Here is an 18,813-nt window from a genome sequence, read left to right as displayed (position 1 = left end):
TCAAACTTGGCGTCAAATGGGCAGTCATGGACCTTCAGGCAGTCCACGCAGATCACTACATTTTGGAACGGGCCGGCCGAAGCCTTCAGCTCGTCCATTTGTCGTAGTAAACGATCAAAGTTCGGAGTTGTGAGACTTGCTGCATCCATGTTTCGTGGAAACCCTATCCGCTTCAGGGCTTCTGACTGAATGTGTTGATTGTCTACGAGCTTCATGCAGCCACCACTGTAGGAGCGAGGCGAAGGTAGGCGCGGATCTGCTCCATCGCGTCGAAGTGCCCACGGCAGACGATGGCGAGATATCCCTGATCGTTCAGCTTGCGCAGGCGCTCCTGCTGGTTCGCCGAAACTGCCGCATCGTTCGGCGGCGTAGCCTTGAATTCGATGTACAGCCCGAAGTAACCGCCGCGGGCCATGCTCAGCACCAGGTCGGGAATACCGGCCTTAACGCCTTGGGCTTTCAGCTTGGCCGCGACTGCCTTCACCCGGTGCCCACCATTCGGGACGTGGTAGATCAGATCGAACACTGCCGGGTAACACAATTCAAGCTCACGCATCAGCGCGGCCTGTTCCAGCCCTTCCCGGTCCACTGGTTTGGCACGGCAAGGCCTTGGCTTGAACAGCTTCGGAGTGAAAGCCCTCATCCGCCATTACCCCGCGCAATACGGGCGCGGCGCGATAGCCGACGAACACCCCAGAAACAGCCGCCGAACATGATCAGCATCGAGCCGAGATAAAAGTGGACAAGATTAGTTTCCAGAAAGGCGATCATGCGGCCCCCTTTACGGTGAGAATTCCTGCCCTGATGAGGGCTTCGTGGGTTTCGGCGATCGCGCGCGGCACGTCCTGCCAATCGATCTCGCCGGTGGCGCGGCCGTCGATTACGTCATGGCAGGCGCTGCACGCGTACACCGCCACTGTGTCGAAGCCCTTCATGCCCATGCCCTTCTGCCCGCAAGGCAAATGCGCGAGCACGGTGGTTTCCGGGTTGTGGTTGCAGACGCCCGGCATGCGTAGAGTGCAGTCCTGGCCGTTCGCCGAAGCGCGGAGTTTCTTCGACGTCAAGCGCATACCCGCTCCCCGGTGATGCGGTCGATCACCTCGTAGGTCGATGGCCACATCACCTGGCCGAACTTCAAGGCGGCCGACGAGTGTTCGAACAAAGCGACGGCGCGATCGGGCTTGTCGGTGAGTTCCCACTTGTAGCTGCAGCAGTGCACTGCGAAACGGTAATCAGCCGGGTTTGTGGTCACGAGATGAGGATTAGCCACGGGCACCTCCCAGCGTGGCGCGAAGCTGAGCAATGGCGCCCAGGCCGACTTCCGGCGTCGCCTTCGTTGCGGTGCGCGGTGGCAGTGCTTTTGGCATTGGTTGAAGCGGAAGACCGGCAAGCAGGCGGCGAATTGTGATGGTGTAGTTACGTTCGAACAGCTTCAGACTGAGGGCTGAGTCCAATTTGTTAAGGCTTTCAAAACCACATTCCTTTGCCGTGTGCCAGACCGCGTCATGCGACCACTTGCCCTGCCCGGCCATGCCTGGGTGAGCGTTACGGCACGCTTCCCGGTGTGCTGCGGCAAGCGGTGGCAGACCAAGCATTTCAGGGGTCGGCTTGCACCATTCGATGAACTGGCCGGGGCTTGGGATGAAGTCACCGGGCTGCTTGCGAACTTGGGTCATGCCGAAATCGATCTGCCCTTGAGTACAGATACCCTCCTCAAGAAAAGCCTGAAGCCACTGACGCTTCGAAGCCTGATAGGTTTCCTTGTCCGGCCATGCCTGGCGCCACGCCGAGCGGATGGAACGCAGCTCTTTGAACAACTCGTTGATGGCTGTTACCAGGGTGCTGTTGGCTTCACTCACTAGCGGACCCGCATCCCCCGCCGCGATGAATTCACCGGACTGGGCTTTGGTCCAGAGATCCTGAGCAATCACAGAAACAGTCTTCATGACGTCACCCCGTTCGGCCAGTCGGTATCGCTATCATCGAAATCTGAGGTAGGTGCGGCTTTCGGTTTGAACTGGGTAACGTTCGAAGCCGCTGCGCGGGCCTTGTCGTTCACAACCCACTTGACCAGCATCTGCACCCATTCGGCCTGCGTGTTCACCTGCCCGCGAGGTTCGTAGTGAGCGGTGAATGCGCGGCGCACCTCATCGGTGAACAAGGTCAATACCACTCCGGAGTGAGTTGCATAGGTCTTCAGCAGCTTGGCGTCGGGCGTCCAGTCGAGGGTCATCTCGCTTGGCATACGAGGGTCAACGGAGTCTCGCGCAGAGAGAGGTTCTTTATTCTTCTCTACATCTTCTTTAGGTAACGCACCGCTAACGATTGCATCGTTACCTTTTGCGTTACCTGCTTTGTGGTTTGCAACGCGTTTTGCCGTGAGAAGCCTGTTTTTGGCGGTCTTCCCGTTGTGACGCTCGAAATGCGGGAGGCCAATAACGCAGTCCTCCTCAATCATCCATCCCACCGATTTCATGTGTTCACAGAAACCAGTAACGCCGACCAAACGATCGAGTAACTTTTTGCTAACGCTCGGAGCGTTACCTTTTTCGGTTTGCTGGTCGAACCAGCCCCAAACGCGCATCAGCTTGCCGACGACAGCGTCAGGATCGATGTCAGCCAGGTCGGCGATCTGGCAAACCTCGGGCTTGTCCAAAGTGGTGAGTTCGAATTTGATCCAGTCGCCGGCCATTACGCGGCCTCCTGCAGAAGTTCAGCAAGGCGTGTTAGGCCTTTGGGGGTGACCATCGGGTCGAAGGCGGCGCGTTCAATACCGGTCTCGGGATCGGGCTTGAGCGCAGTCACTTTGTGAGTCATGTGCCCGGAAGTAATGCGGGGCTGATAGGCAACCCAACGCTTGCAGCCGTGACGCCGAAATATCCAACGATGCTGCTCAAGCCAGGAGAACAAGCGCGCCGGGGCAATCCCAAGCTGTTTGGCTGCGTCGGTGATGCAAATCGCCCCACCAGAAGCTGCCAATCGAGTGATCGCCGCAACCTTGGGTGCTTGTTTTTCAATGACACGCTGGAGTTCGCCATTTTTGTCCGCGAGATCCGCAGCGAGACGAAGTGCATCAGGAAGGGTTTGCGGTATTGCCACATGTCGCGACACGTTTTCGAGTTCGGCCAAACGTGTCACGACACGATGCCGGAGCGGGATGCTGTAGCCGGTCAGCAATGTTTCAGTCAGTACGCGGTCGAGGTTGAACTCGGCTGTGTATCCACGTCCATCCTTGATCTCATGAAGATGGCGCAGATCTGCGCCATCATCGAGCAGTGCTTTACGCATGACGCGGATGTCCCGAATGACGTCCTTGTGCTGCTTGCCAGTAAGATTGGCGATCTCCCGACTTGACATGGTGACCGTATTGCTTGGAGCGACGATCGTGTTCATAATGGCCCCACCGTGTTTTACAAGTTGTTGAAAGAACCGCCCTGCCAGGCGGTTTTTTTATGCCTGAGATTCAGGCCGCCTTCAGCGATTCCCGCAAAATTTGCAGAGCATCAATCGCCTCTATGATTGCTTTCTCTCCTTGGGCTTTTTCGTGCTGGCTGATGTGGTTGTCAGCGGCGGCATCGAAGATCAGTCGCCCAACGTCGCCGCACTCTGCGGAGAGATGACCCAGCGCGACCATCAGCGGCTTAGCGACTGGCTTCTCGCGAGCCACCAGGTCGAACCCGAATTGATCAGCGAGCGCCATCAACGGGCGCATGTCTTGGGTGTGAAGAAGCACGCCGAACAGGTGTTCAATGGTCAGGTGATGCGCGGCGTTGTCCGGGTTCGAGCGCTGCAGCAAGCTCACGTGAGCCATGCACATCTTCCCCGCCAGTTCCTCAGCACCCGCTTCCTTGACAGTCGCGTGGGTGGCTCTCAAGAAATCTTCCATTCGTAAAACCTCGAATTTGTTTCCGTGGAAGCCCAGCGATACCTGGGCGATCATTTGTTCGGCGGATCAGGCTGCGGTGTTCTTCTCGGCACCGGCTGGTTCGTCTTCAAGCTTCGCGATCAACGCTCCACCAGATTCCTTCTCGAGAACGCACTGCATCGGGTAGGAGAAACCACCCGCTGTACGGCACTGCGATACCCGACTACCTGTTACGCGTAGCGCTTCGCTAATCGCGCGGCCGGTGCGGTAATGCTTCAGGGCTTCGTCGTAGGTCATGGATTGACTCCTGTGTCTCCGGCGAGTTTAGAGTTCTTAACACTACAAGGCAAGTTATCTAAACAGTGAAATGTTTAGAATCCTAAATATGGAATTTAAAGACCGACTCGCGGCGCGAATGAGGGAGCTCAACCTCAACGCTACCGACCTCAGCAAACAGACTGGCGTCTCTAAGGCGACCGTCAGCTTTTGGGTGAGTGGAACAAATGGCGCGAAGGGCAAAAATTTACTCGCCCTTGCCAGGGTGCTTGATTGCTCCCCTGACTGGCTTTCAGATGGCACCGGTTCGCCTGGCGCCACCGTTGATGGGCAGCAGACTGTGAGCGCCTCGACTACCGATCTGGTCGCGCAGATGCTCGCCTCGAACGCCGGGAAAAAGCTTTCGGCGAAGGCGCGGGAGACAATGCTCGCAGCCGCCGAAGAAGCTGATCACTCCATAGAGACGAACTTATCGTACCTACCTGCGAATTTCGCGAGCCTCAAGCCGAAACAGGAAGAGATCCTGATTCCACAATATGATGTGCGTGGTGCTATGGGTCACGGTCAGGTGCCGACCGAGTACAACGAGGCAGTTCGCAACCTTGTCGTGCGAGAAGAAATTCTGCGAGAAAAGGGCGTGACGTACACGTCGACAACGGCTTTAGCCATGGTCACTGGCTGGGGTCAATCGATGGAGGGAACCATCAACGACAAGGATCTGGTGGTAGTAGACCGAGGGATAAAGGAGTTCGTCGGCGAGGGGATATATCTGCTGACTTGGCACCAAGAGCTGTATATCAAGCGGGTAATGCGCCTGGATGAAGACCATTACCGGCTGATTTCTGATAACCAGCACTATGAGAACCAGACGGCTCGCATTGACGACGTAGTAATTCACGCGAAGGTCTTGCTCGTTTGGAATGCCCGCAAGGTCTGATCGTCCGTAGCCAGCTCGAAAAAAGCCCGCATATGCGGGCTTTTTGCTGCTTCAAAACGGCGCGGGCTCATCCATCAGCGTGAATTCTTCACGCTCCTGAACCTGTGGATCGTCTTCGGACGATGCCTCCCAACGCAGCGTTACCGAACCATCGTCGTTGAAAGTCATTTCGATGCCGTCGGTTTCGGATATCAGCGACATCACCTCATCCCATTCCATGTCGCCATCGCTGTCCAATCTGTGGATCGTTACCCACCGCTGTTCTTGGGCGATTGGGTGATTAATCATCGCTGAGACGCGCAAACCAAGACGCTCTAAACCACTCACTACGTGTTTGACTGCAGGCTTCGACTTTGCCATGAGCGCTTTCCTATTGCTGTATGGATGTACAGTTTTTAAGGAGCATACCTCAGCAAATTCCACTGCGTAAGTACTGGCAAAACGATCTCGACGAATAACTCGCTCGTCCCATCAGTTAAGTTTTCTAAAATAAAAGTTGACGATCTCTGTTTAGTTTTCTAAATTGAAGTCACCGCCGGATAACCACCGGCCTCAGCAAGGCAGCGATGAATCGGCCTAAACGATTCAGAGGGATGGCAACTGTCCCAGGGTGCGCAGCGTAAAGCCCCGAATCAGTTATCCGGCGGACGATGTCGCGGTCGGAAGAACAATCGATTTGAACTGATGACGGCCGCCAGTTGCGGGTCATCAGCGGCGAACATCACTGAAGCACCTTCTAACGAGGGTGCTTTGGGATGACCAAGAGGAGTTTTGACATGAGGCAGGCGGAATTCAGTACTAAGGATTTGCCGGAGGTTGAGCGCCCTACTCTCTCAGCAAGAATAGAGGCGGCGCTCATGACCTTGGCGCAACAAGGTGAGCCAGGTCTTCGAACAAAAATGACTCTGATGCATCCGAGCACAGAACTCGATAGGCATAGCTGTTTGAAGTTCGCGACGATCGTCCTCAGTCGGACGATAGCTGCTTCATTACAAGCTTCGCTTCCTCTGGTGACTGAGACGATTTCGACAGAGTTAGCTGAATATCTTTCTTCAGAATTCGAATGTCCGTAACGCCGTGCCAGAAGCCGTTATCGACAAGAATCGCATCACCAACTTTGATTGGCTCGGCGCTCTCGTAGTACTTCGGGCATGAATCATCAATGTCATTCCGATACTTCAATTTGAATTTGCGCATAGCAAGTTCGCTCTCCTTTGCAGGCTGTGTTGTGTGAGAGCGCTCAGCCTAGCGCAAAGCCCGTCACCTGGGCAGTGGTGAGCCGGCCGCTGGCCACCCTTCCAACCGGCAGGTAATTAACCATGAAGAACGACAAGGCAATCGATCTGCTTGAACACCATGCCACGAACTGCGAGCAGAACGCAGTAATTCAGGAGCGTGAAGGCCAGTACGACGAAGCGGCGAACAGCCGTACCAACGCTGCGGATTACCGGGCGGCAATCGAATCTCTCCAGGCTGAATAAATATTCTCTTCATCATCCTGATCGGCGCAGCGCTGGGTCATGTGCGGCCAGAACCGCCCTGTTCTATCGCGCTGCCAACCGATCCGCAACGTGCACACCGTGAGCGATGGCGATGTATCGCCGGGGTCGCCGCGTTCTGGCGCTGAACGATCCCGCCAAAAACCAAGCCATCTGAGATCACTGCATCGGAAACACCAAAAGGCCCTCCCGTCCAGTTGGGCCTTTTCTTCGCTTCGCTCCCACAGGCGGCGCCGCTCTATTCCGGGCGCTGGCAGACAGAGCCACCAACAAAACACGCAGTTCGCTCCCACAGCCTTTATCCGTCAGCACTCCCCCCTGCGCCCAACGGCAATCAGCAGGCGGCACAGAGTGCTGACGAATACACGCAACCCCATCGAGGTAATCGCCATGCATCCATCAATTCAACAGCGAGTCGACGGGGTCGCGGCCCTGCACATTCGCTCCACCATCGCCACCGCCGCGTTCTACGCCCTGATCGGCAAGGAGCCACCCGTGCAGAAGATTCGCTACCAGGTTGTGCCGAAGGGTGCGCACGCTTTCCACATCGTGGAACTGGCTACCGACAAGGTCCGCGGCTTCCGCTTCAGCTACAAGGAGGCGGTCAACTTTGCCCAGCAGCTCGAATCGCGCGCCGCCGGCATCAAGGTAACGCTTTCGGGTGACCGGTCATGATCGGCGTCCCACTGCCTGATCCGCGCGACGAGATCACCGCCAACCTGAACCGCGCACTGGAAGACTTCTTCGGCGCCGGCAAACACATCAAGGAGATCCCGGCAGGCGTCAGCGCCAACGCGCCAGTGCTGGGCACCACGCCTCACGCCAAGAAGCTTCGTGCACTGCGAGACAAAGACGCACCGAAGGTGAAAGCCCAGGCCGAAGCCGGCAAGACCGCTTCCATGGCCGCCACCGCGCTCGACATGCGCATCAGCCGCGTGAAGCTGATCGCCCAGGAGAACGGCATTACGTTCGCCGAAAAATGAAGCGCATCAGCAAACAGGTGCAGCAGCGCCGCAAACAGACCTGGCTGGACTTGCCGGCCAGCGGAATTGAAGAGGTAGGCCATGGCCGAGGAAAAGGAACTGACGGAGGAAGCCAAGAAGCAGCGCAGGAAGCGCGAGAAGGCTGCAGCAAAGGACGCTGCATTGGGCGTCGAGAAGTTTACGGTTGAGATCGCCGGCGTGTTCAAGCCTGACCTCAAGCGGGTCATGGCAGCGCACGGCATCAACAACCAGCAGGAGGTTTACCAGAACCTTTTGCGAAACCTGATCGCCGCCGACTTCGAAACTCAGGCCAAGATGCTTCGTTGTGTCACGACACCTTATGTAGTTACCGAAAAGGTGTCGCGACTGATCAGGGAGGCTGGCATGAAGTCGCTCGCCGACGATCCGCCGGAGACTGAAGACGAGATCCACACCCCGAAATGACCAAGAGCGACATACGCTTTTTGCGTAACTAGGGCACAAGCAGACCGGTAACCGTGCTTATAACGGATGTGATAATTGGAGGGACCCACGCTTCGCCGAAGGAGTTAAGCACTTTCTGAATGTAGCCTGTGTCTGGATTCACGGACTCCAACTGCTTCGCGATCTCTTCGAGGGAATCAGTCAAACCCTGCATCTGCTGGGCAATTGCGGCATTTGCTCCGTCAACAGCTATCGAAACATCAGCGCTACTCACTGAGATTTTGTTGCCAATCACTGAAGAACCACTTGCTCCTCCGGTCGCAGTTACAACCATCCCAATTCCGCCATTGCTGACGATGCTCTGCCCAACAGCTTTTGCAGAAACATTGAAAGTGAACTGGTTCGGCTTCGATCTGAGGCAATCCGCAAGATTGCGGATGATGAGGACGGCTTCACTTTTTTCCACTGAGCTTCTCCCACCGGCTCCATGCCGGGCCGAACACAAATACCCCACTTCTACGAATCACGCCAGCCGGCGAGGCAATCGGCTGTCTGGAGCAGTTATGAATCCCTACCTGATCACCGGCCCGGCCCAGATCGGCATCAGCGGTGGTCGCACCAGCGGTCACATGGTTTACAAGATCATCGAAGCACACGGCGGCACCCTCCCGCCTGATGTGCACCTGTTCTTCCAGAACACTGGCAAAGAGCGCGAGGAAACGCTGATCTTCATCGACCAGATTGCGAAGCGCTGGAACGTGAACATCGTCTGGATGGAATGGTGCCGCGAGTACGGCCAGCCGGATGACGCGCCCTGGTACAGGCTGGTGGACTTCGAAACTGCCAGCCGCAACGGCGAGCCTTTCACGATGATGCTCGAGTATTACGCCGCATACCGGAAGGCCGAAAAGAACCTGACTCCGGTGCTGCCAAACTTCTCGAACAACATGTGCACCGCGTACCTGAAGGTGAAGATCGGCGAGAAGCACATGCGCGCACTGGGCTACACCGAGTGGGATTGCATCGTCGGCATCCGGTACGACGAACCGAAGCGCTATCACCGAATGATGGCTGCCAATGATCGCGGCGGCACCCGCTGGGACAACGTCTGCCCGTCCTACACCGCTGGTGTCACCAAGGAGGACGTCGGCGCGTTCTGGGCGTCCCAGCCGTTCGACCTCGGCATGGATTCCGACTTCGGCAACTGCGACCTGTGCTGGAAGAAAAACGAAGGCAAGCTGATCAAGACCATCATTGATGACCCGTCGCGGGTGATCTGGTGGTCAGGCACTGAGGAGCGGTTCGGCCAGGTGTTCCGGCAGGATCGCGCGGACTACAAAACGATGGGTTGGTCTGCCGAGCAGCGCTCCCGGCAGACAGATTTCGATTTCGAGTATCTCGCTGAGGACATTGATTGTTTCTGCGGAGATTAACTCGAAGCTTCAGCTCGAAAAGCCGCTTGTTGCTCAAGGCTGAATCGGCTCAGAAGAATAGACGCCACGTCAAAGCCACGGGCAGTCCTTTTAACAATCCTCACGTACTCAACTTCAACGCCCTCGGCGCAGTGAATTTTTTTCACTTCGGTTTTCATGACGGCAGCCTCTTATCGGTGTTCGCCATATTAGTCACGACGCTTTTCTTTCCGCAACGCTGGCAACTAAGCCACCACCCTCCACCGCCCGGGCATGCCCCGGCATAGGACGCCTCATGCCCACAGAAAACAAAACGGCCGAACCGCTGAAGGTTGAGCGCTCGACTGTGACCAAGCTGGTGATCACCGGCGCGCCGCGTCTTGACCCGATTACCGTGTTCCTCGAGGACTTCGGCCGCCGCGACTGCCCTACTGAATCCGACCCGAGCTATCAGACCGCCCAGGGCAAGATCACGATCAACTGCTGGGACAACAGCTGGAACGCCTACTGGGGTGGCATGGGCCCGCGCACCGTCGCGGAGTTTGTCGCCGACTGCGATTGGCATTACATCCTCAACTGCCTAGATCGCGGGATCAGCTCCACCGTGTTCAGTGGTAACGCCCTCCACGCGCTGGCCAAGAAGTGCATCGTTCAGCGCCGCCGGCAACAGATAGGGCGCCATGAGTGGGAGCTGGGTGAGCTGAGTAAAGACGAAGCCCGAGAGCTTTGGCGCGACATCGACGAGCTGCGCGGCATAGAGAGCGCTAACGAGTGCTGGCATCAAAGCAGGTTACTGACAGAACTGTTTGGTGATGAATGGCATTACCCGCTCGACGGCAAGGCGGTCGAAGAGAACCACAAATTCACCTACCTGCGCCGCGTTGTTGAAGCGGTGCAGCACGCGCTGCGCCAGGAACAGCAGCAGGAGGCAGCATGATCAACCTCTTCTGGCGCCTGGTCGCCAAGCTTCTGGCCCGCCCGGCAATCGCCGACTGGCTCATCGCCCGCGCCAAGCTCACCCCGTACCAGCACATCATGTCCGCCGACGGCACCGAGATGTACATGGGCCGCTGGTGGCTGTTCAACCCGTACAGCAGGGAGACGCACAAGGCGGCGCTGTGGTGGTGCCCGTGGTCGTTCCGCATTCACCACATCATGCGGCCGGACGAGGATCGGGATCTGCATGACCACCCATGGAACGCCCGGACCATCATCCTGCGCGGCTGGTACACAGAGCAGCGGCCCGCCGGCGCTGAATGGAAGAAAGCTGTACTGGCCGGAATGGTCTCGAACCCTGCGCAGAAATGGGTTGATTGGGTGATGAAAGACGCCTGCGAGTGGATCAAACGGGACCAGGGCGACACCGCCAGCCTCAACCACGGCGAATACCACCGCATCGATCAAGTATCCGAAGGCGGCGTCATCACCCTATTCATCACCAGCAAGTGGCGCGGTGACTGGGGATTCCTCGTAAACGGCGTGAAGGTGCCTTGGCGCACCTACACCGGTACCGACAATTGAATGGGGCATTCGAAGTGAGCGAACTCAAAGTGATCTACCTCGGCCCGGCCTGCCAAGAGCAGGGCGACGGGCGCGAGTGGTGCCAGGATGACGTATGGCAGCCCTGCGAATGCGGTCACACGTCAGTAAAATTCGTCGCCAGCACAGAGCTCGACCGGGTTACCGCCGAGCGTGACGCCCTGCAGCAGCGCCTGAACGCAGCGGATCAGCGGATTGATGAGCTGAACCAGGAGCGCGAAAGCCTGATTGCCTACGGTCGCAATAATGGCCTCCATGAGGCATCCACTGTGTGCAGCCGCATGGCGTACGACACTTATTACCCGGCCGGCTCTCGCTTCAAACACTTCGTGCCAAAGGCGCTGGAGCAGCAAGGCAATTTGCTCATCAAGGCGGCCAACGCAATCGCTGCTCTGCCTGATGGACCAATCGAACGTCACCGGGCTCGCCAGCAGAAGAAAGCGGAAAAGTCCGCCACTGCATGATAGGTGTACATCCGTACTCCACCAGCCACACTACTCCCTCCCCCTTCAAAGTCAGCCGCTATAGCGGCAAGGACGAGCTCGCCCATGGAAACTATAAAACTGATTCAGCCGGTGCCGTTTGTGCGCGATGAAAACGGCATGTTCTGGCACCCGGAACTGCCGCCATTTGATGAAGGTGATGGCGAGAAGTGCAAGAAGTGGCTCGCCGAGCAGCGCCTGGTCGTGAAGATGACCAGCATTGAGGACGCGCCGGACGAGATCTCGGAGCGCTACTTCGACTCCCATGATCCGAATTGCAGCTATTGGGAACCGGATCGTCCAGATGGCGAAGACTGGTTCTGTCTGTCAATCCACGACACCGACGATGGCCCGGTCTGCTGGTGGGCACGCCGTGAGGTGACGCCATGAGCCGCAGCGGATACAGCGACGATTGCGGCGGATGGGATTTGATCTGCTGGCGGGGCGCCGTGAAGTCGGCGCTGAACGGGAAGCGCGGCCAAGCGTTCCTCATCGAGTTGCGCGATGCAATGGACGCAATGCCGGAAAAGCGACTGGTCACAGACACGCTCGAGGCTGACGGCCAGTTCTGCACACTCGGCGTGCTTGGTGCCAAGCGCGGTCTCGACATGACGGGCATCGACTCGCATTGCCGAGAAAGCGTTTCGCAGGCCTTCGGAATCGCCGAGGCCATGGCTGCGGAGATTGTTTTCGAGAATGACGAGCGCGACGGTGAGTATGAGCTGCAAGCAGATGGCCGTTACAAGCTGGTCGCGGAAACACCGGAGTTGCGCTGGCAGCGGATGCGCAAATGGGTCGACTCCCACATCAAGGCAGCGCAGCCATGATCACCAAGTGCTTACTCGGCGGCACCCTCTTCTTCTTGCTTCCATTGGTACTGACCATAAAGGCGGTGATCGGATGAGCAAACGAGCGATTCACCTTTACCCGTGGGACGGCGGCACCGAGGCTGATCAGGATCCACCAGAGGACGTGTACTGCGGCACCGACGGCGACATGTCCGACGAGCAGCTCACCAATGACTGGCGGTACGTCACCTGCAAGCGCTGCCTCAAGATCCACGAAAAAGAGCTGGCCGCGCGAGCAGCGGACGACCGAGACCAGAAGGTCAAGCTGTTCGACGAAGCCCAGGCCATCACCATTACCCTCGGCCACCGGAATATCTCGACAGCCATCAAGGCTTTGATCACAGAGCGCGACCAGCTCAAGGCTGAACGCGACAACCTGCGCGAAGACCGCGACGGCCTGCTTGAAGCAGGAGCGCACCTTCTATGATCCTCGCCACCCTGTTCATGCTCCAGCACATCTACCGAGGGCCGTGGCGATGAACCATCAACCCAAGGGCGGCATGTGCGCCACCTGCACCCACGCCCACCGAAATTGCAGCCACCTTCCCTTCACCACCATGCCGCCGCTTTCGAACGACGGACAGAAGGTGATCGTGCGCTGCACTGACTTCCAGAGGCGCGAGAGATGAACCACATGGTCAGCGTCCGCACCGAGGAACTGACCGGCCCGGCGCTGGACTGGGCAATCAACGCGATCGAGGGTGATCAGCAGCCCGACACCGGTCAGTTGCAACTCTTCGCCCTGCCCGACGCCGAGCAACTGATCACGAAGTACGGCGTCTGGGTCGATGTTGGCCACCGGCACCCATGGCTGGCCGACATCACGAACGACCCGTTCAATCGCCAGCCCGGCGAAACCCGAACCATCGCAGTGTTCCGCGCCATGGTCTTCGCCAAGCGCGGCGCCACCGTGAAGGTCCCCGCCGAACTCATAACCAACAACTGAGGATTCGCTATGGCTGAGATCTTCGAATTTCCGGCGCGCGCCAGACTGCACAACAGGAAGGTCGAGCTGAACCAGGCGCAACGCAAAAAGCTCGCCGACTGGTTCCGCACCATAGCCGCGCACATCGAAGGCAACGAAGTTGAGCGCGAGCCGCTGGCAGCAATGATTGTCCTGAGCAGCGCTACCGGTGACGAGGTTCTGCACACCGGCTATGCCGACCACCAACAGGTCTGTCTGCGACAGGCGGGATACGCCGCGCAGAAAATGGCGACTACCCCATTCGTCAGGCGCGGCGGCAACTTCTTCGACCGCTACTAACCCCTCCCCCAACTCAACAGCCTGCCGGTGTACGGCGGGCGAGGAATTCGCATGCCTGAATTAACGTACGACCAGAAGCTGGTGGATTACGCGACGGCGCCGAAAGCATCCGCCGGCACCATCTGCCAGATCGAGAACGGCGACTTCGTGAAGCACTGGTGCGGCAAGCTGCGCGGCAAGTTCATCCAAGTCGGCCCGACCTGGAAGGCCGCCAGCAAACAGCAAGCAATCGAAAAAGCTCGAGAGTTTCGCGAGCAGTGCCGGGCAGAAGCAAAAGCGAAAGGCTTGCTGCCGGCATAACCCCCTCACCACCTTCTGCCGCCATTACGAGGAATCCCCGTGAGCAATGCACTTGATAACCGACCACTGCTGGCCCGCCTGCAAAACCGAATTGAAAAACTCGATCCCGAAGGGCACAGAGGTGCAACACCGGTCGACGTCGAACTTCACCGGCAGTCAGTGGCGCTGGTGGAAGAGCTGAAAGCGGCACTGAAGCTCAACCGCGAGAACCTGCGCGCCTGCCAAGCGACCATCCACCTGTGCGGCGGCTTCGACCCTGCCTATGTGAACGATGCCCAGGCAGCAATGGAGATTGCCGACGCAGTGCTGGCCAAGGCCGGCGCGTAACCCCTCACCACCTTCTGCCGCCACGCGCGGCATGGAGCATCACAATGAGAAAAGAGCTGATCAAGATCAGTGAGTTCCAGCGCCGGCGCTGGGGCGAGAACGGCACGCCTCCGTGCCCCCAGGCAATCCGCAACTACATCCGCAATGGCCAGGTACCCGGCGAGCAGATCGGGAAACTCTGGTACGTTGATTGGACGGCGTTCAGCAGGTCAGACGGCAATGACCTGGTCGCGATGGTATTGAAAGGAGCTGCATGATGGTCCCACGGCCGCGCAACAAGGCGAACAAGAGCCTTCCGCAGAACCTGTACTTCGATTCGCGGCGCTCGACCTATCGCTACCGCCGGCCTACCGACGGTAAGTGGTTCCAGTTCGGCTCGGACCGAATCAAAGCGATCGATGCGGCGAAGCAGCTGAATCTGGAGTTCATGCGCGGCGCCGACCTGATTGGCGCAGTGATGGGCAGCACTTCCGAGTCATTCGCCGGCTTCCTGGACGCATACGAACGCGACGTGCTGCCGCCGCGCGAACTGGCGAAAGGAACCTTGGGCCTATATGCCGTTCACTTCCGACGTTTCCGGAAGCAGTTCGAAGGTAAAGCGGTCGACCAGATCACGATTCGTATGATTGCGGAGATGCTGGACGCCCTCACGCCGCGCACTGCCAACCAGTGCCGCGCCCTGCTGATCGACATCTTCAACCACGCAGCGGCTAAGGGCCTGTGCCCGGACAACCCGGCGGGCAGCACCATCAACCGGATCGAGAAGAAGCAGCGCAAGCGGCATACCGTTGAAGGCCTGAAATCCATCCGAGAGAAGTCTCCGCCGTGGCTGCAGAACGCAATCGACCTGGCGCTGATCACTGCGCAGCGTCGAACCGATATCCTCAACATGCGATTCGATGGTGTTCGGGAAGGCTGTTTGTATGTGGTACAGCAAAAGACGGCCAAGGCCAGTGATGCGGCGTGGATCCGGTTCAAAGTGACCGACGAGCTCCAGGCGGTCATCAGCCGGTGCCGCGATGACATCGTCTCGCCTTACCTGATCCACCGCAGACCTGACCGCAAAAAGCAGAAACAGGCACTGACGAAGGAACACTGGACAAAGGTCGAAGAACGATATTTGACCGGAGCCTTTAAAAAGGCTCGGGAGGCGGCGGGTTGCTATAAGGGATGGAAAGAAGAGGAAATGCCGGGCTTCCATGAAGTGCGGGCGCTGTCGTTGCACCTGTATCAGAAAGCCGGAAAGGACGGGCAGAAAATCGCCGGACATGCCAGTGAGAGCATGACCAAAAACTACCAGAAGGATCACGCCGAAATCGTCTGGTCTGAAGCAATTCCAGACCTCAATATCAGCGAATTCACCGGGTAGTTTTGCGCAAGTTTTGCGCGGGTTTTGCGCAGACACAAAAAAGCCGATCCATCTGATCGGCTTAAGTGTCTGATTTTAATCAGGAATTATGGTCGGGACGGAGTGATTCGAACACTCGACCCCTAGCACCCCATGCTAGTGCGCTACCGGACTGCGCTACGCCCCGACTGGTTCTGCAACTCGTTCTTCACCTCGAAGAACGCTCAAGAATATAGCGCAAGCTTTTGAAAACTGGAAGTATTCAAACGCTGCTTTTTATTTCTTGAGCACCACCAGTACATCTTCCAACTCGGCAATCATCTGCCGAATCATCTGCTTGTATTGGGTCGTGTCGTCTTTGGCTTCATCGCCGGACAGACGCAAGCGTGCGCCGCCGATGGTGAAACCTTGATCGTAAAGGAGCGCGCGGATCTGCCGGATCATCAGCACGTCCTGGCGCTGATAATACCGGCGGTTTCCGCGGCGTTTGACGGGGTTGAGCTGAGGAAACTCCTGCTCCCAGTAGCGCAGCACGTGTGGCTTTACGGCACACAGCTCGCTGACTTCACCGATGGTGAAGTAGCGTTTGCCCGGGATGACGGGTAGTTCGTCGTTATGACTTGGTTCCAGCATAAGCCTCAACTCGGGCCTTCAACTTCTGCCCTGGACGAAAGGTGACCACACGGCGAGCCGTGATCGGGATTTCTTCCCCCGTTTTCGGGTTGCGGCCAGGCCGCTGGCGTTTGTCCCGAAGGTCGAAATTGCCGAAACCGGACAATTTGACCTGCTCGTTGTCTTCAAGAGCGTGCCTGATTTCCTCGAAAAACAGTTCGACCAATTCCTTGGCTTCCCGCTTGTTCAGGCCCAGCTCTTCATACAGACGTTCCGCCATCTCAGCTTTCGTCAAAGCCCCCATACGTCACTTCCTTAACGTGGCGTTCAACCTTTGTTCGAGCGAGGTGAGGATATTTTGCGTCGTCGAATTCACCTCATCGTCATTAAGAGTGCGCGATGGATGCTGCCAGGTCAAGCCAACTGCAAGGCTTTTTCTATCAGGATCAATACCTTTACCCTGATACACGTCAAACAGCCTGAGATCTGTGAGCCATTCGCCTGCATTTTCACGGATTACGTCCAGTACGGCTGCGGACGCGACGTCTTTGTGCGCAATCAGTGCAAGGTCACGACGCACTTCAGGAAAGCGCGACAACTCGTGGAATTTCGGCATTTTACCGAGTGCCACTTCAGCCAGAACCAGCTCGAAAACGAAGACTGGACGATCCAGACCCAGGGCTTTCGACAATTCCGGGTGGATGGCGCCGATGAAACCGACTTCACGCCCTTCGCGCTCGATGCGCGCGGTTTGACCCGGGTGCAACGCAGGGTGTTTGCCCGGTGCGAAAGTGAAGGAATCCAGCGCACCGGCGAAGCCCAGCACAGCCTCAACGTCAGCTTTGACGTCGAAGAAGTCGACCGTGTCGCGACCTTGCGCCCAGCCTTCCGGCAGACGGCTACCGCAAACCACACCGGACAGCATCGGCTCTTGCTTCAGGCCTTCGAGTTGACCGACGAAACGCAGACCGCTTTCGAACAGACGCACGCGATCTTGCTGACGGTTGAGGTTGTGCTGCAGCGCTTTGACCAGACCCGGCCACAGCGACGAACGCATGGCAGCCATGTCATTGGAAATCGGATTGGCCAGCAGCAACGGCTCGACGCCCGGGTTGAACAGTTCGAACTGACGCGGATCGATGAAGCTGTAAGTGATCGCTTCCTGATAACCACGCGCCACCAACAGACGACGTAGCTCCGGCAGATCGCTACGCGCTTCAGCCTTGGCTTGCGGCGCCAGACGCGCTTGCGGGTAACGAACCGGCAGACGGTTGTAGCCGTACAGACGGGCCAGTTCTTCGATCAGATCGACTTCCAGGCTGATGTCGAAGCGATGGCTTGGCACTTCTACGCGCCACTGGCCTTCACCGTCAGCAGCAATGCCAAGACCCAGGCCGCTGAGCAGACGCTCGACTTGGGCGGAGTCCATTTCCATACCGAGCATCTGGGTAATGCGCTGGGAACGCAGGGTGATCGGTGCGATCGACGGCAGATGCTGCTCGCTGACGGTCTCGATGATCGGGCCGGCTTCACCACCAGTGATTTCCAGCAGCAGGCCAGTGGCGCGCTCCATGGCTTCACGGGCCAGTTGCCAGTCAACGCCACGCTCGTAACGGTGCGACGCATCGGTGTGCAGGCCATAAGAACGAGCCTTGCCAGCGACAGCGATCTGGTCGAAGAACGCACTCTCCAGGAATACGTCGCGAGTGGTCGCGGACACACCGCTGTGCTCGCCACCCATGACACCGGCAATCGCCAGCGCGCGGGTGTGGTCAGCGATGACCAGCGTATCGCTACGCAGGCTGACTTCCTGACCGTCGAGCAGCACCAGCTTCTCGCCCTCTTCCGCCATGCGCACACGAATGCCGCCGTTGATTTCGGCGAGATCGAAGGCGTGCAGCGGCTGGCCCAGTTCGAGCATCACGTAGTTGGTGATGTCGACGGCAGCGTCGATGCTGCGTACGTCAGCGCGACGCAGACGCTCAACCATCCACAGCGGCGTCGGCTTGGACAGGTCAACGTTGCGGATGACACGGCCCAGGTAACGCGGGCATGCCGCTGGAGCCAACACTTCCACCGAACGCACTTCATCGTGCACGGCAGGAATGGTCATGACCACCGGACGGGTAACCGGCGCGTCGTACAGCGCGCCGACTTCACGGGCCAGACCGGCCAGGGACAGGCAGTCGCCGCGGTTCGGGGTCAGGTCGACCTCGATGCTGGCGTCTTCCAGATCAAGGTACACACGGAAATCTTCGCCCACCGGCGCATCGGCCGGCAGTTCCATCAGACCGTCATTGCCTTCACCGACCTGCAGCTCGGATTGCGAGCAGAGCATGCCGTTGGACTCAACGCCGCGCAGTTTGGCTTTCTTGATTTTGAAATCGCCCGGCAGTTCAGCACCGATCATGGCGAACGGAATCTTCAGGCCCGGACGCACGTTTGGCGCTCCGCACACGACCTGAAAGGTTTCCGCGCCATTGCTGACCTGGCATACGCGCAACTTGTCGGCATCAGGGTGTTGCTCGGTGCTCAGCACCTCGCCCACGACCACGCCGCTGAAAACACCGGCGGCCGGGGTCACGCTATCGACCTCAAGGCCAGCCATCGACAGACGAGCAACCAGCTCGTCGCGATTTACCTGCGGGCTAACCCAGCCACGCAGCCATTGTTCACTGAATTTCATCCTGCTCTCCTA

Annotated in this window: 34 protein-coding genes and 1 tRNA gene; 18 read left to right on the top strand and 17 right to left on the bottom strand. The window is 58.1% G+C overall.

The genetic code is table 11. The features are described from left to right. Window positions 1-211: 211 nt before the first annotated feature. The 9 genes from PspS49_RS10460 to PspS49_RS10425 form a co-directional block, all read right to left on the bottom strand. Entirely contained in the window at window positions 212-643 is a 432-nt protein-coding gene (locus PspS49_RS10460; RefSeq protein ID WP_160039116.1) for a VRR-NUC domain-containing protein, read from the bottom strand. Continuing rightward, entirely contained in the window at window positions 640-771 is a 132-nt protein-coding gene (locus PspS49_RS29980) for a hypothetical protein (protein ID WP_275113741.1), read from the bottom strand. Before PspS49_RS29980 ends, PspS49_RS10460 begins: the two co-directional genes overlap by 4 nt. Continuing rightward, window positions 768-1,070, bottom strand: a complete 303-nt coding sequence (locus PspS49_RS10455; protein WP_160039114.1) for a nuclease domain-containing protein — start codon at window positions 1,068-1,070, stop codon at window positions 768-770. The genes PspS49_RS29980 and PspS49_RS10455 overlap by 4 nt, the downstream gene beginning before the upstream one ends. Continuing rightward, window positions 1,061-1,270, bottom strand: a complete 210-nt coding sequence (locus PspS49_RS10450; RefSeq protein ID WP_160039112.1) for a hypothetical protein — start codon at window positions 1,268-1,270, stop codon at window positions 1,061-1,063. The genes PspS49_RS10455 and PspS49_RS10450 overlap by 10 nt, the downstream gene beginning before the upstream one ends. Then, window positions 1,263-1,946, bottom strand: coding sequence for a replication protein P (locus PspS49_RS10445; RefSeq protein WP_160039110.1), 684 nt, complete (start codon window positions 1,944-1,946; stop codon window positions 1,263-1,265). The genes PspS49_RS10450 and PspS49_RS10445 overlap by 8 nt, the downstream gene beginning before the upstream one ends. Next, window positions 1,943-2,692, bottom strand: a complete 750-nt coding sequence (locus PspS49_RS10440; protein WP_160039108.1) for a DnaT-like ssDNA-binding domain-containing protein — start codon at window positions 2,690-2,692, stop codon at window positions 1,943-1,945. The genes PspS49_RS10445 and PspS49_RS10440 overlap by 4 nt, the downstream gene beginning before the upstream one ends. Then, the gene (locus tag PspS49_RS10435; RefSeq protein WP_160039106.1) at window positions 2,692-3,393 is read right to left on the bottom strand and encodes a phage antirepressor KilAC domain-containing protein; all 702 of its coding nucleotides are present in this window, start codon (window positions 3,391-3,393) and stop codon (window positions 2,692-2,694) included. The genes PspS49_RS10440 and PspS49_RS10435 overlap by 1 nt, the downstream gene beginning before the upstream one ends. A gap of 70 nt (window positions 3,394-3,463) precedes the next feature. Then, window positions 3,464-3,886: a phage regulatory CII family protein gene (locus tag PspS49_RS10430; protein ID WP_160042488.1), complete on the bottom strand. Its 423-nt coding sequence runs from the start codon at window positions 3,884-3,886 to the stop codon at window positions 3,464-3,466. 66 nt (window positions 3,887-3,952) lie between these two features. Then, the gene (locus PspS49_RS10425; RefSeq protein ID WP_160039104.1) at window positions 3,953-4,162 is read right to left on the bottom strand and encodes a hypothetical protein; all 210 of its coding nucleotides are present in this window, start codon (window positions 4,160-4,162) and stop codon (window positions 3,953-3,955) included. An 88-nt stretch (window positions 4,163-4,250) separates the two neighbouring features. Between PspS49_RS10425 and PspS49_RS10420 the strand changes: the two genes are divergently transcribed. Then, window positions 4,251-5,078, top strand: coding sequence for a S24 family peptidase (locus PspS49_RS10420; protein ID WP_160039102.1), 828 nt, complete (start codon window positions 4,251-4,253; stop codon window positions 5,076-5,078). A gap of 51 nt (window positions 5,079-5,129) precedes the next feature. On the opposite strand, the gene PspS49_RS10415 is transcribed toward PspS49_RS10420, so the two are convergent. Further along, window positions 5,130-5,438 (bottom strand): DUF1654 domain-containing protein, encoded by a 309-nt coding sequence (locus PspS49_RS10415; RefSeq protein WP_160039100.1) that lies wholly within the window; start codon window positions 5,436-5,438, stop codon window positions 5,130-5,132. 606 nt (window positions 5,439-6,044) lie between these two features. After that, on the bottom strand, window positions 6,045-6,275 hold the full coding sequence (locus PspS49_RS10410; RefSeq protein ID WP_160039098.1) for a hypothetical protein: 231 nt from the start codon (window positions 6,273-6,275) through the stop codon (window positions 6,045-6,047). Window positions 6,276-6,397: 122 nt separating this feature from the next. Between PspS49_RS10410 and PspS49_RS10405 the strand changes: the two genes are divergently transcribed. The 4 genes from PspS49_RS10405 to PspS49_RS10390 all read left to right on the top strand — a co-directional run bounded on the left by PspS49_RS10405 (window position 6,398) and on the right by PspS49_RS10390 (window position 8,004). Further along, complete coding sequence (locus tag PspS49_RS10405) at window positions 6,398-6,559, top strand: hypothetical protein (RefSeq protein ID WP_160039096.1); 162 nt, start codon at window positions 6,398-6,400, stop codon at window positions 6,557-6,559. A 369-nt stretch (window positions 6,560-6,928) separates the two neighbouring features. Then, entirely contained in the window at window positions 6,929-7,252 is a 324-nt protein-coding gene (locus PspS49_RS10400) for a hypothetical protein (RefSeq protein ID WP_238786335.1), read from the top strand. After that, on the top strand, window positions 7,249-7,560 hold the full coding sequence (locus PspS49_RS10395; RefSeq protein WP_160039094.1) for a hypothetical protein: 312 nt from the start codon (window positions 7,249-7,251) through the stop codon (window positions 7,558-7,560). Before PspS49_RS10400 ends, PspS49_RS10395 begins: the two co-directional genes overlap by 4 nt. Window positions 7,561-7,641: 81 nt before the next feature. After that, window positions 7,642-8,004, top strand: coding sequence for a hypothetical protein (locus PspS49_RS10390; RefSeq protein ID WP_160039092.1), 363 nt, complete (start codon window positions 7,642-7,644; stop codon window positions 8,002-8,004). Window positions 8,005-8,032: 28 nt separating this feature from the next. Here PspS49_RS10390 and PspS49_RS10385 read toward each other — a convergent pair whose 3' ends face one another. Beyond that, window positions 8,033-8,449, bottom strand: coding sequence for a hypothetical protein (locus PspS49_RS10385; protein WP_160039090.1), 417 nt, complete (start codon window positions 8,447-8,449; stop codon window positions 8,033-8,035). Window positions 8,450-8,546: 97 nt separating this feature from the next. Here PspS49_RS10385 and PspS49_RS10380 point away from each other — a divergent pair, with 97 nt between their 5' ends. Continuing rightward, window positions 8,547-9,416, top strand: coding sequence for a hypothetical protein (locus tag PspS49_RS10380; RefSeq protein ID WP_160039088.1), 870 nt, complete (start codon window positions 8,547-8,549; stop codon window positions 9,414-9,416). Here PspS49_RS10380 and PspS49_RS10375 read toward each other — a convergent pair. Next, a complete protein-coding gene (locus PspS49_RS10375; protein WP_160039086.1) occupies window positions 9,413-9,574 on the bottom strand; it encodes a hypothetical protein in 162 nt (53 codons plus the stop codon). The two genes, PspS49_RS10380 and PspS49_RS10375, sit on opposite strands and share 4 nt — an antisense overlap. 116 nt (window positions 9,575-9,690) lie before the next feature. Here PspS49_RS10375 and PspS49_RS10370 point away from each other — a divergent pair, with 116 nt between their 5' ends. The 12 genes from PspS49_RS10370 to PspS49_RS10315 all read left to right on the top strand — a co-directional run bounded on the left by PspS49_RS10370 (window position 9,691) and on the right by PspS49_RS10315 (window position 15,524). Further along, window positions 9,691-10,332 carry a hypothetical protein gene (locus PspS49_RS10370; protein WP_160039084.1) on the top strand — a complete coding sequence of 214 codons (642 nt, stop codon included), beginning with the start codon at window positions 9,691-9,693 and terminating at the stop codon, window positions 10,330-10,332. After that, window positions 10,329-10,916, top strand: a complete 588-nt coding sequence (locus PspS49_RS10365) for a hypothetical protein (RefSeq protein WP_160039082.1) — start codon at window positions 10,329-10,331, stop codon at window positions 10,914-10,916. The genes PspS49_RS10370 and PspS49_RS10365 overlap by 4 nt, the downstream gene beginning before the upstream one ends. A 14-nt stretch (window positions 10,917-10,930) precedes the next feature. Beyond that, on the top strand, window positions 10,931-11,398 hold the full coding sequence (locus PspS49_RS10360; RefSeq protein ID WP_160039080.1) for a hypothetical protein: 468 nt from the start codon (window positions 10,931-10,933) through the stop codon (window positions 11,396-11,398). 84 nt (window positions 11,399-11,482) lie between these two features. Next, window positions 11,483-11,806 carry a hypothetical protein gene (locus tag PspS49_RS10355; protein WP_160039078.1) on the top strand — a complete coding sequence of 108 codons (324 nt, stop codon included), beginning with the start codon at window positions 11,483-11,485 and terminating at the stop codon, window positions 11,804-11,806. Beyond that, the gene (locus PspS49_RS10350; RefSeq protein ID WP_160039076.1) at window positions 11,803-12,243 is read left to right on the top strand and encodes a hypothetical protein; all 441 of its coding nucleotides are present in this window, start codon (window positions 11,803-11,805) and stop codon (window positions 12,241-12,243) included. Before PspS49_RS10355 ends, PspS49_RS10350 begins: the two co-directional genes overlap by 4 nt. Window positions 12,244-12,316: 73 nt before the next feature. Next, window positions 12,317-12,691, top strand: coding sequence for a hypothetical protein (locus PspS49_RS10345; protein ID WP_160039074.1), 375 nt, complete (start codon window positions 12,317-12,319; stop codon window positions 12,689-12,691). Between the two features lie 198 nt (window positions 12,692-12,889). Continuing rightward, window positions 12,890-13,210 carry a hypothetical protein gene (locus tag PspS49_RS10340; protein WP_160039072.1) on the top strand — a complete coding sequence of 107 codons (321 nt, stop codon included), beginning with the start codon at window positions 12,890-12,892 and terminating at the stop codon, window positions 13,208-13,210. A 9-nt stretch (window positions 13,211-13,219) separates the two neighbouring features. Further along, complete coding sequence (locus PspS49_RS10335; RefSeq protein ID WP_160039070.1) at window positions 13,220-13,528, top strand: hypothetical protein; 309 nt, start codon at window positions 13,220-13,222, stop codon at window positions 13,526-13,528. 51 nt (window positions 13,529-13,579) lie between these two features. Then, window positions 13,580-13,828: a hypothetical protein gene (locus PspS49_RS10330; RefSeq protein ID WP_160039068.1), complete on the top strand. Its 249-nt coding sequence runs from the start codon at window positions 13,580-13,582 to the stop codon at window positions 13,826-13,828. Window positions 13,829-13,867: 39 nt separating this feature from the next. Further along, on the top strand, window positions 13,868-14,155 hold the full coding sequence (locus tag PspS49_RS10325) for a hypothetical protein (RefSeq protein ID WP_160039066.1): 288 nt from the start codon (window positions 13,868-13,870) through the stop codon (window positions 14,153-14,155). Window positions 14,156-14,199: 44 nt separating this feature from the next. Continuing rightward, on the top strand, window positions 14,200-14,412 hold the full coding sequence (locus tag PspS49_RS10320; protein WP_072392567.1) for a hypothetical protein: 213 nt from the start codon (window positions 14,200-14,202) through the stop codon (window positions 14,410-14,412). Continuing rightward, entirely contained in the window at window positions 14,412-15,524 is a 1,113-nt protein-coding gene (locus PspS49_RS10315) for a tyrosine-type recombinase/integrase (protein ID WP_095047631.1), read from the top strand. The genes PspS49_RS10320 and PspS49_RS10315 overlap by 1 nt, the downstream gene beginning before the upstream one ends. Window positions 15,525-15,613: 89 nt before the next feature. On the opposite strand, the gene PspS49_RS10310 is transcribed toward PspS49_RS10315, so the two are convergent. The 4 genes from PspS49_RS10310 to pheT form a co-directional block, all read right to left on the bottom strand. Beyond that, a tRNA-Pro gene (locus PspS49_RS10310) sits at window positions 15,614-15,690 on the bottom strand. An 89-nt stretch (window positions 15,691-15,779) separates the two neighbouring features. Next, the gene (locus PspS49_RS10305) at window positions 15,780-16,136 is read right to left on the bottom strand and encodes a MerR family transcriptional regulator (RefSeq protein ID WP_003179985.1); all 357 of its coding nucleotides are present in this window, start codon (window positions 16,134-16,136) and stop codon (window positions 15,780-15,782) included. Next, complete coding sequence (gene ihfA, locus PspS49_RS10300; RefSeq protein ID WP_002553164.1) at window positions 16,117-16,419, bottom strand: integration host factor subunit alpha; 303 nt, start codon at window positions 16,417-16,419, stop codon at window positions 16,117-16,119. Before ihfA ends, PspS49_RS10305 begins: the two co-directional genes overlap by 20 nt. Before the next feature lie 3 nt (window positions 16,420-16,422). Then, window positions 16,423-18,801 carry a phenylalanine--tRNA ligase subunit beta gene (gene pheT / locus PspS49_RS10295; protein ID WP_150751552.1) on the bottom strand — a complete coding sequence of 793 codons (2,379 nt, stop codon included), beginning with the start codon at window positions 18,799-18,801 and terminating at the stop codon, window positions 16,423-16,425. Window positions 18,802-18,813 lie beyond the last annotated feature (12 nt).

The organism is Pseudomonas sp. S49, from assembly GCF_009866785.1.
Classification (GTDB): domain Bacteria; phylum Pseudomonadota; class Gammaproteobacteria; order Pseudomonadales; family Pseudomonadaceae; genus Aquipseudomonas.
This window is presented reverse-complemented; position numbering and strand designations above follow the sequence as displayed.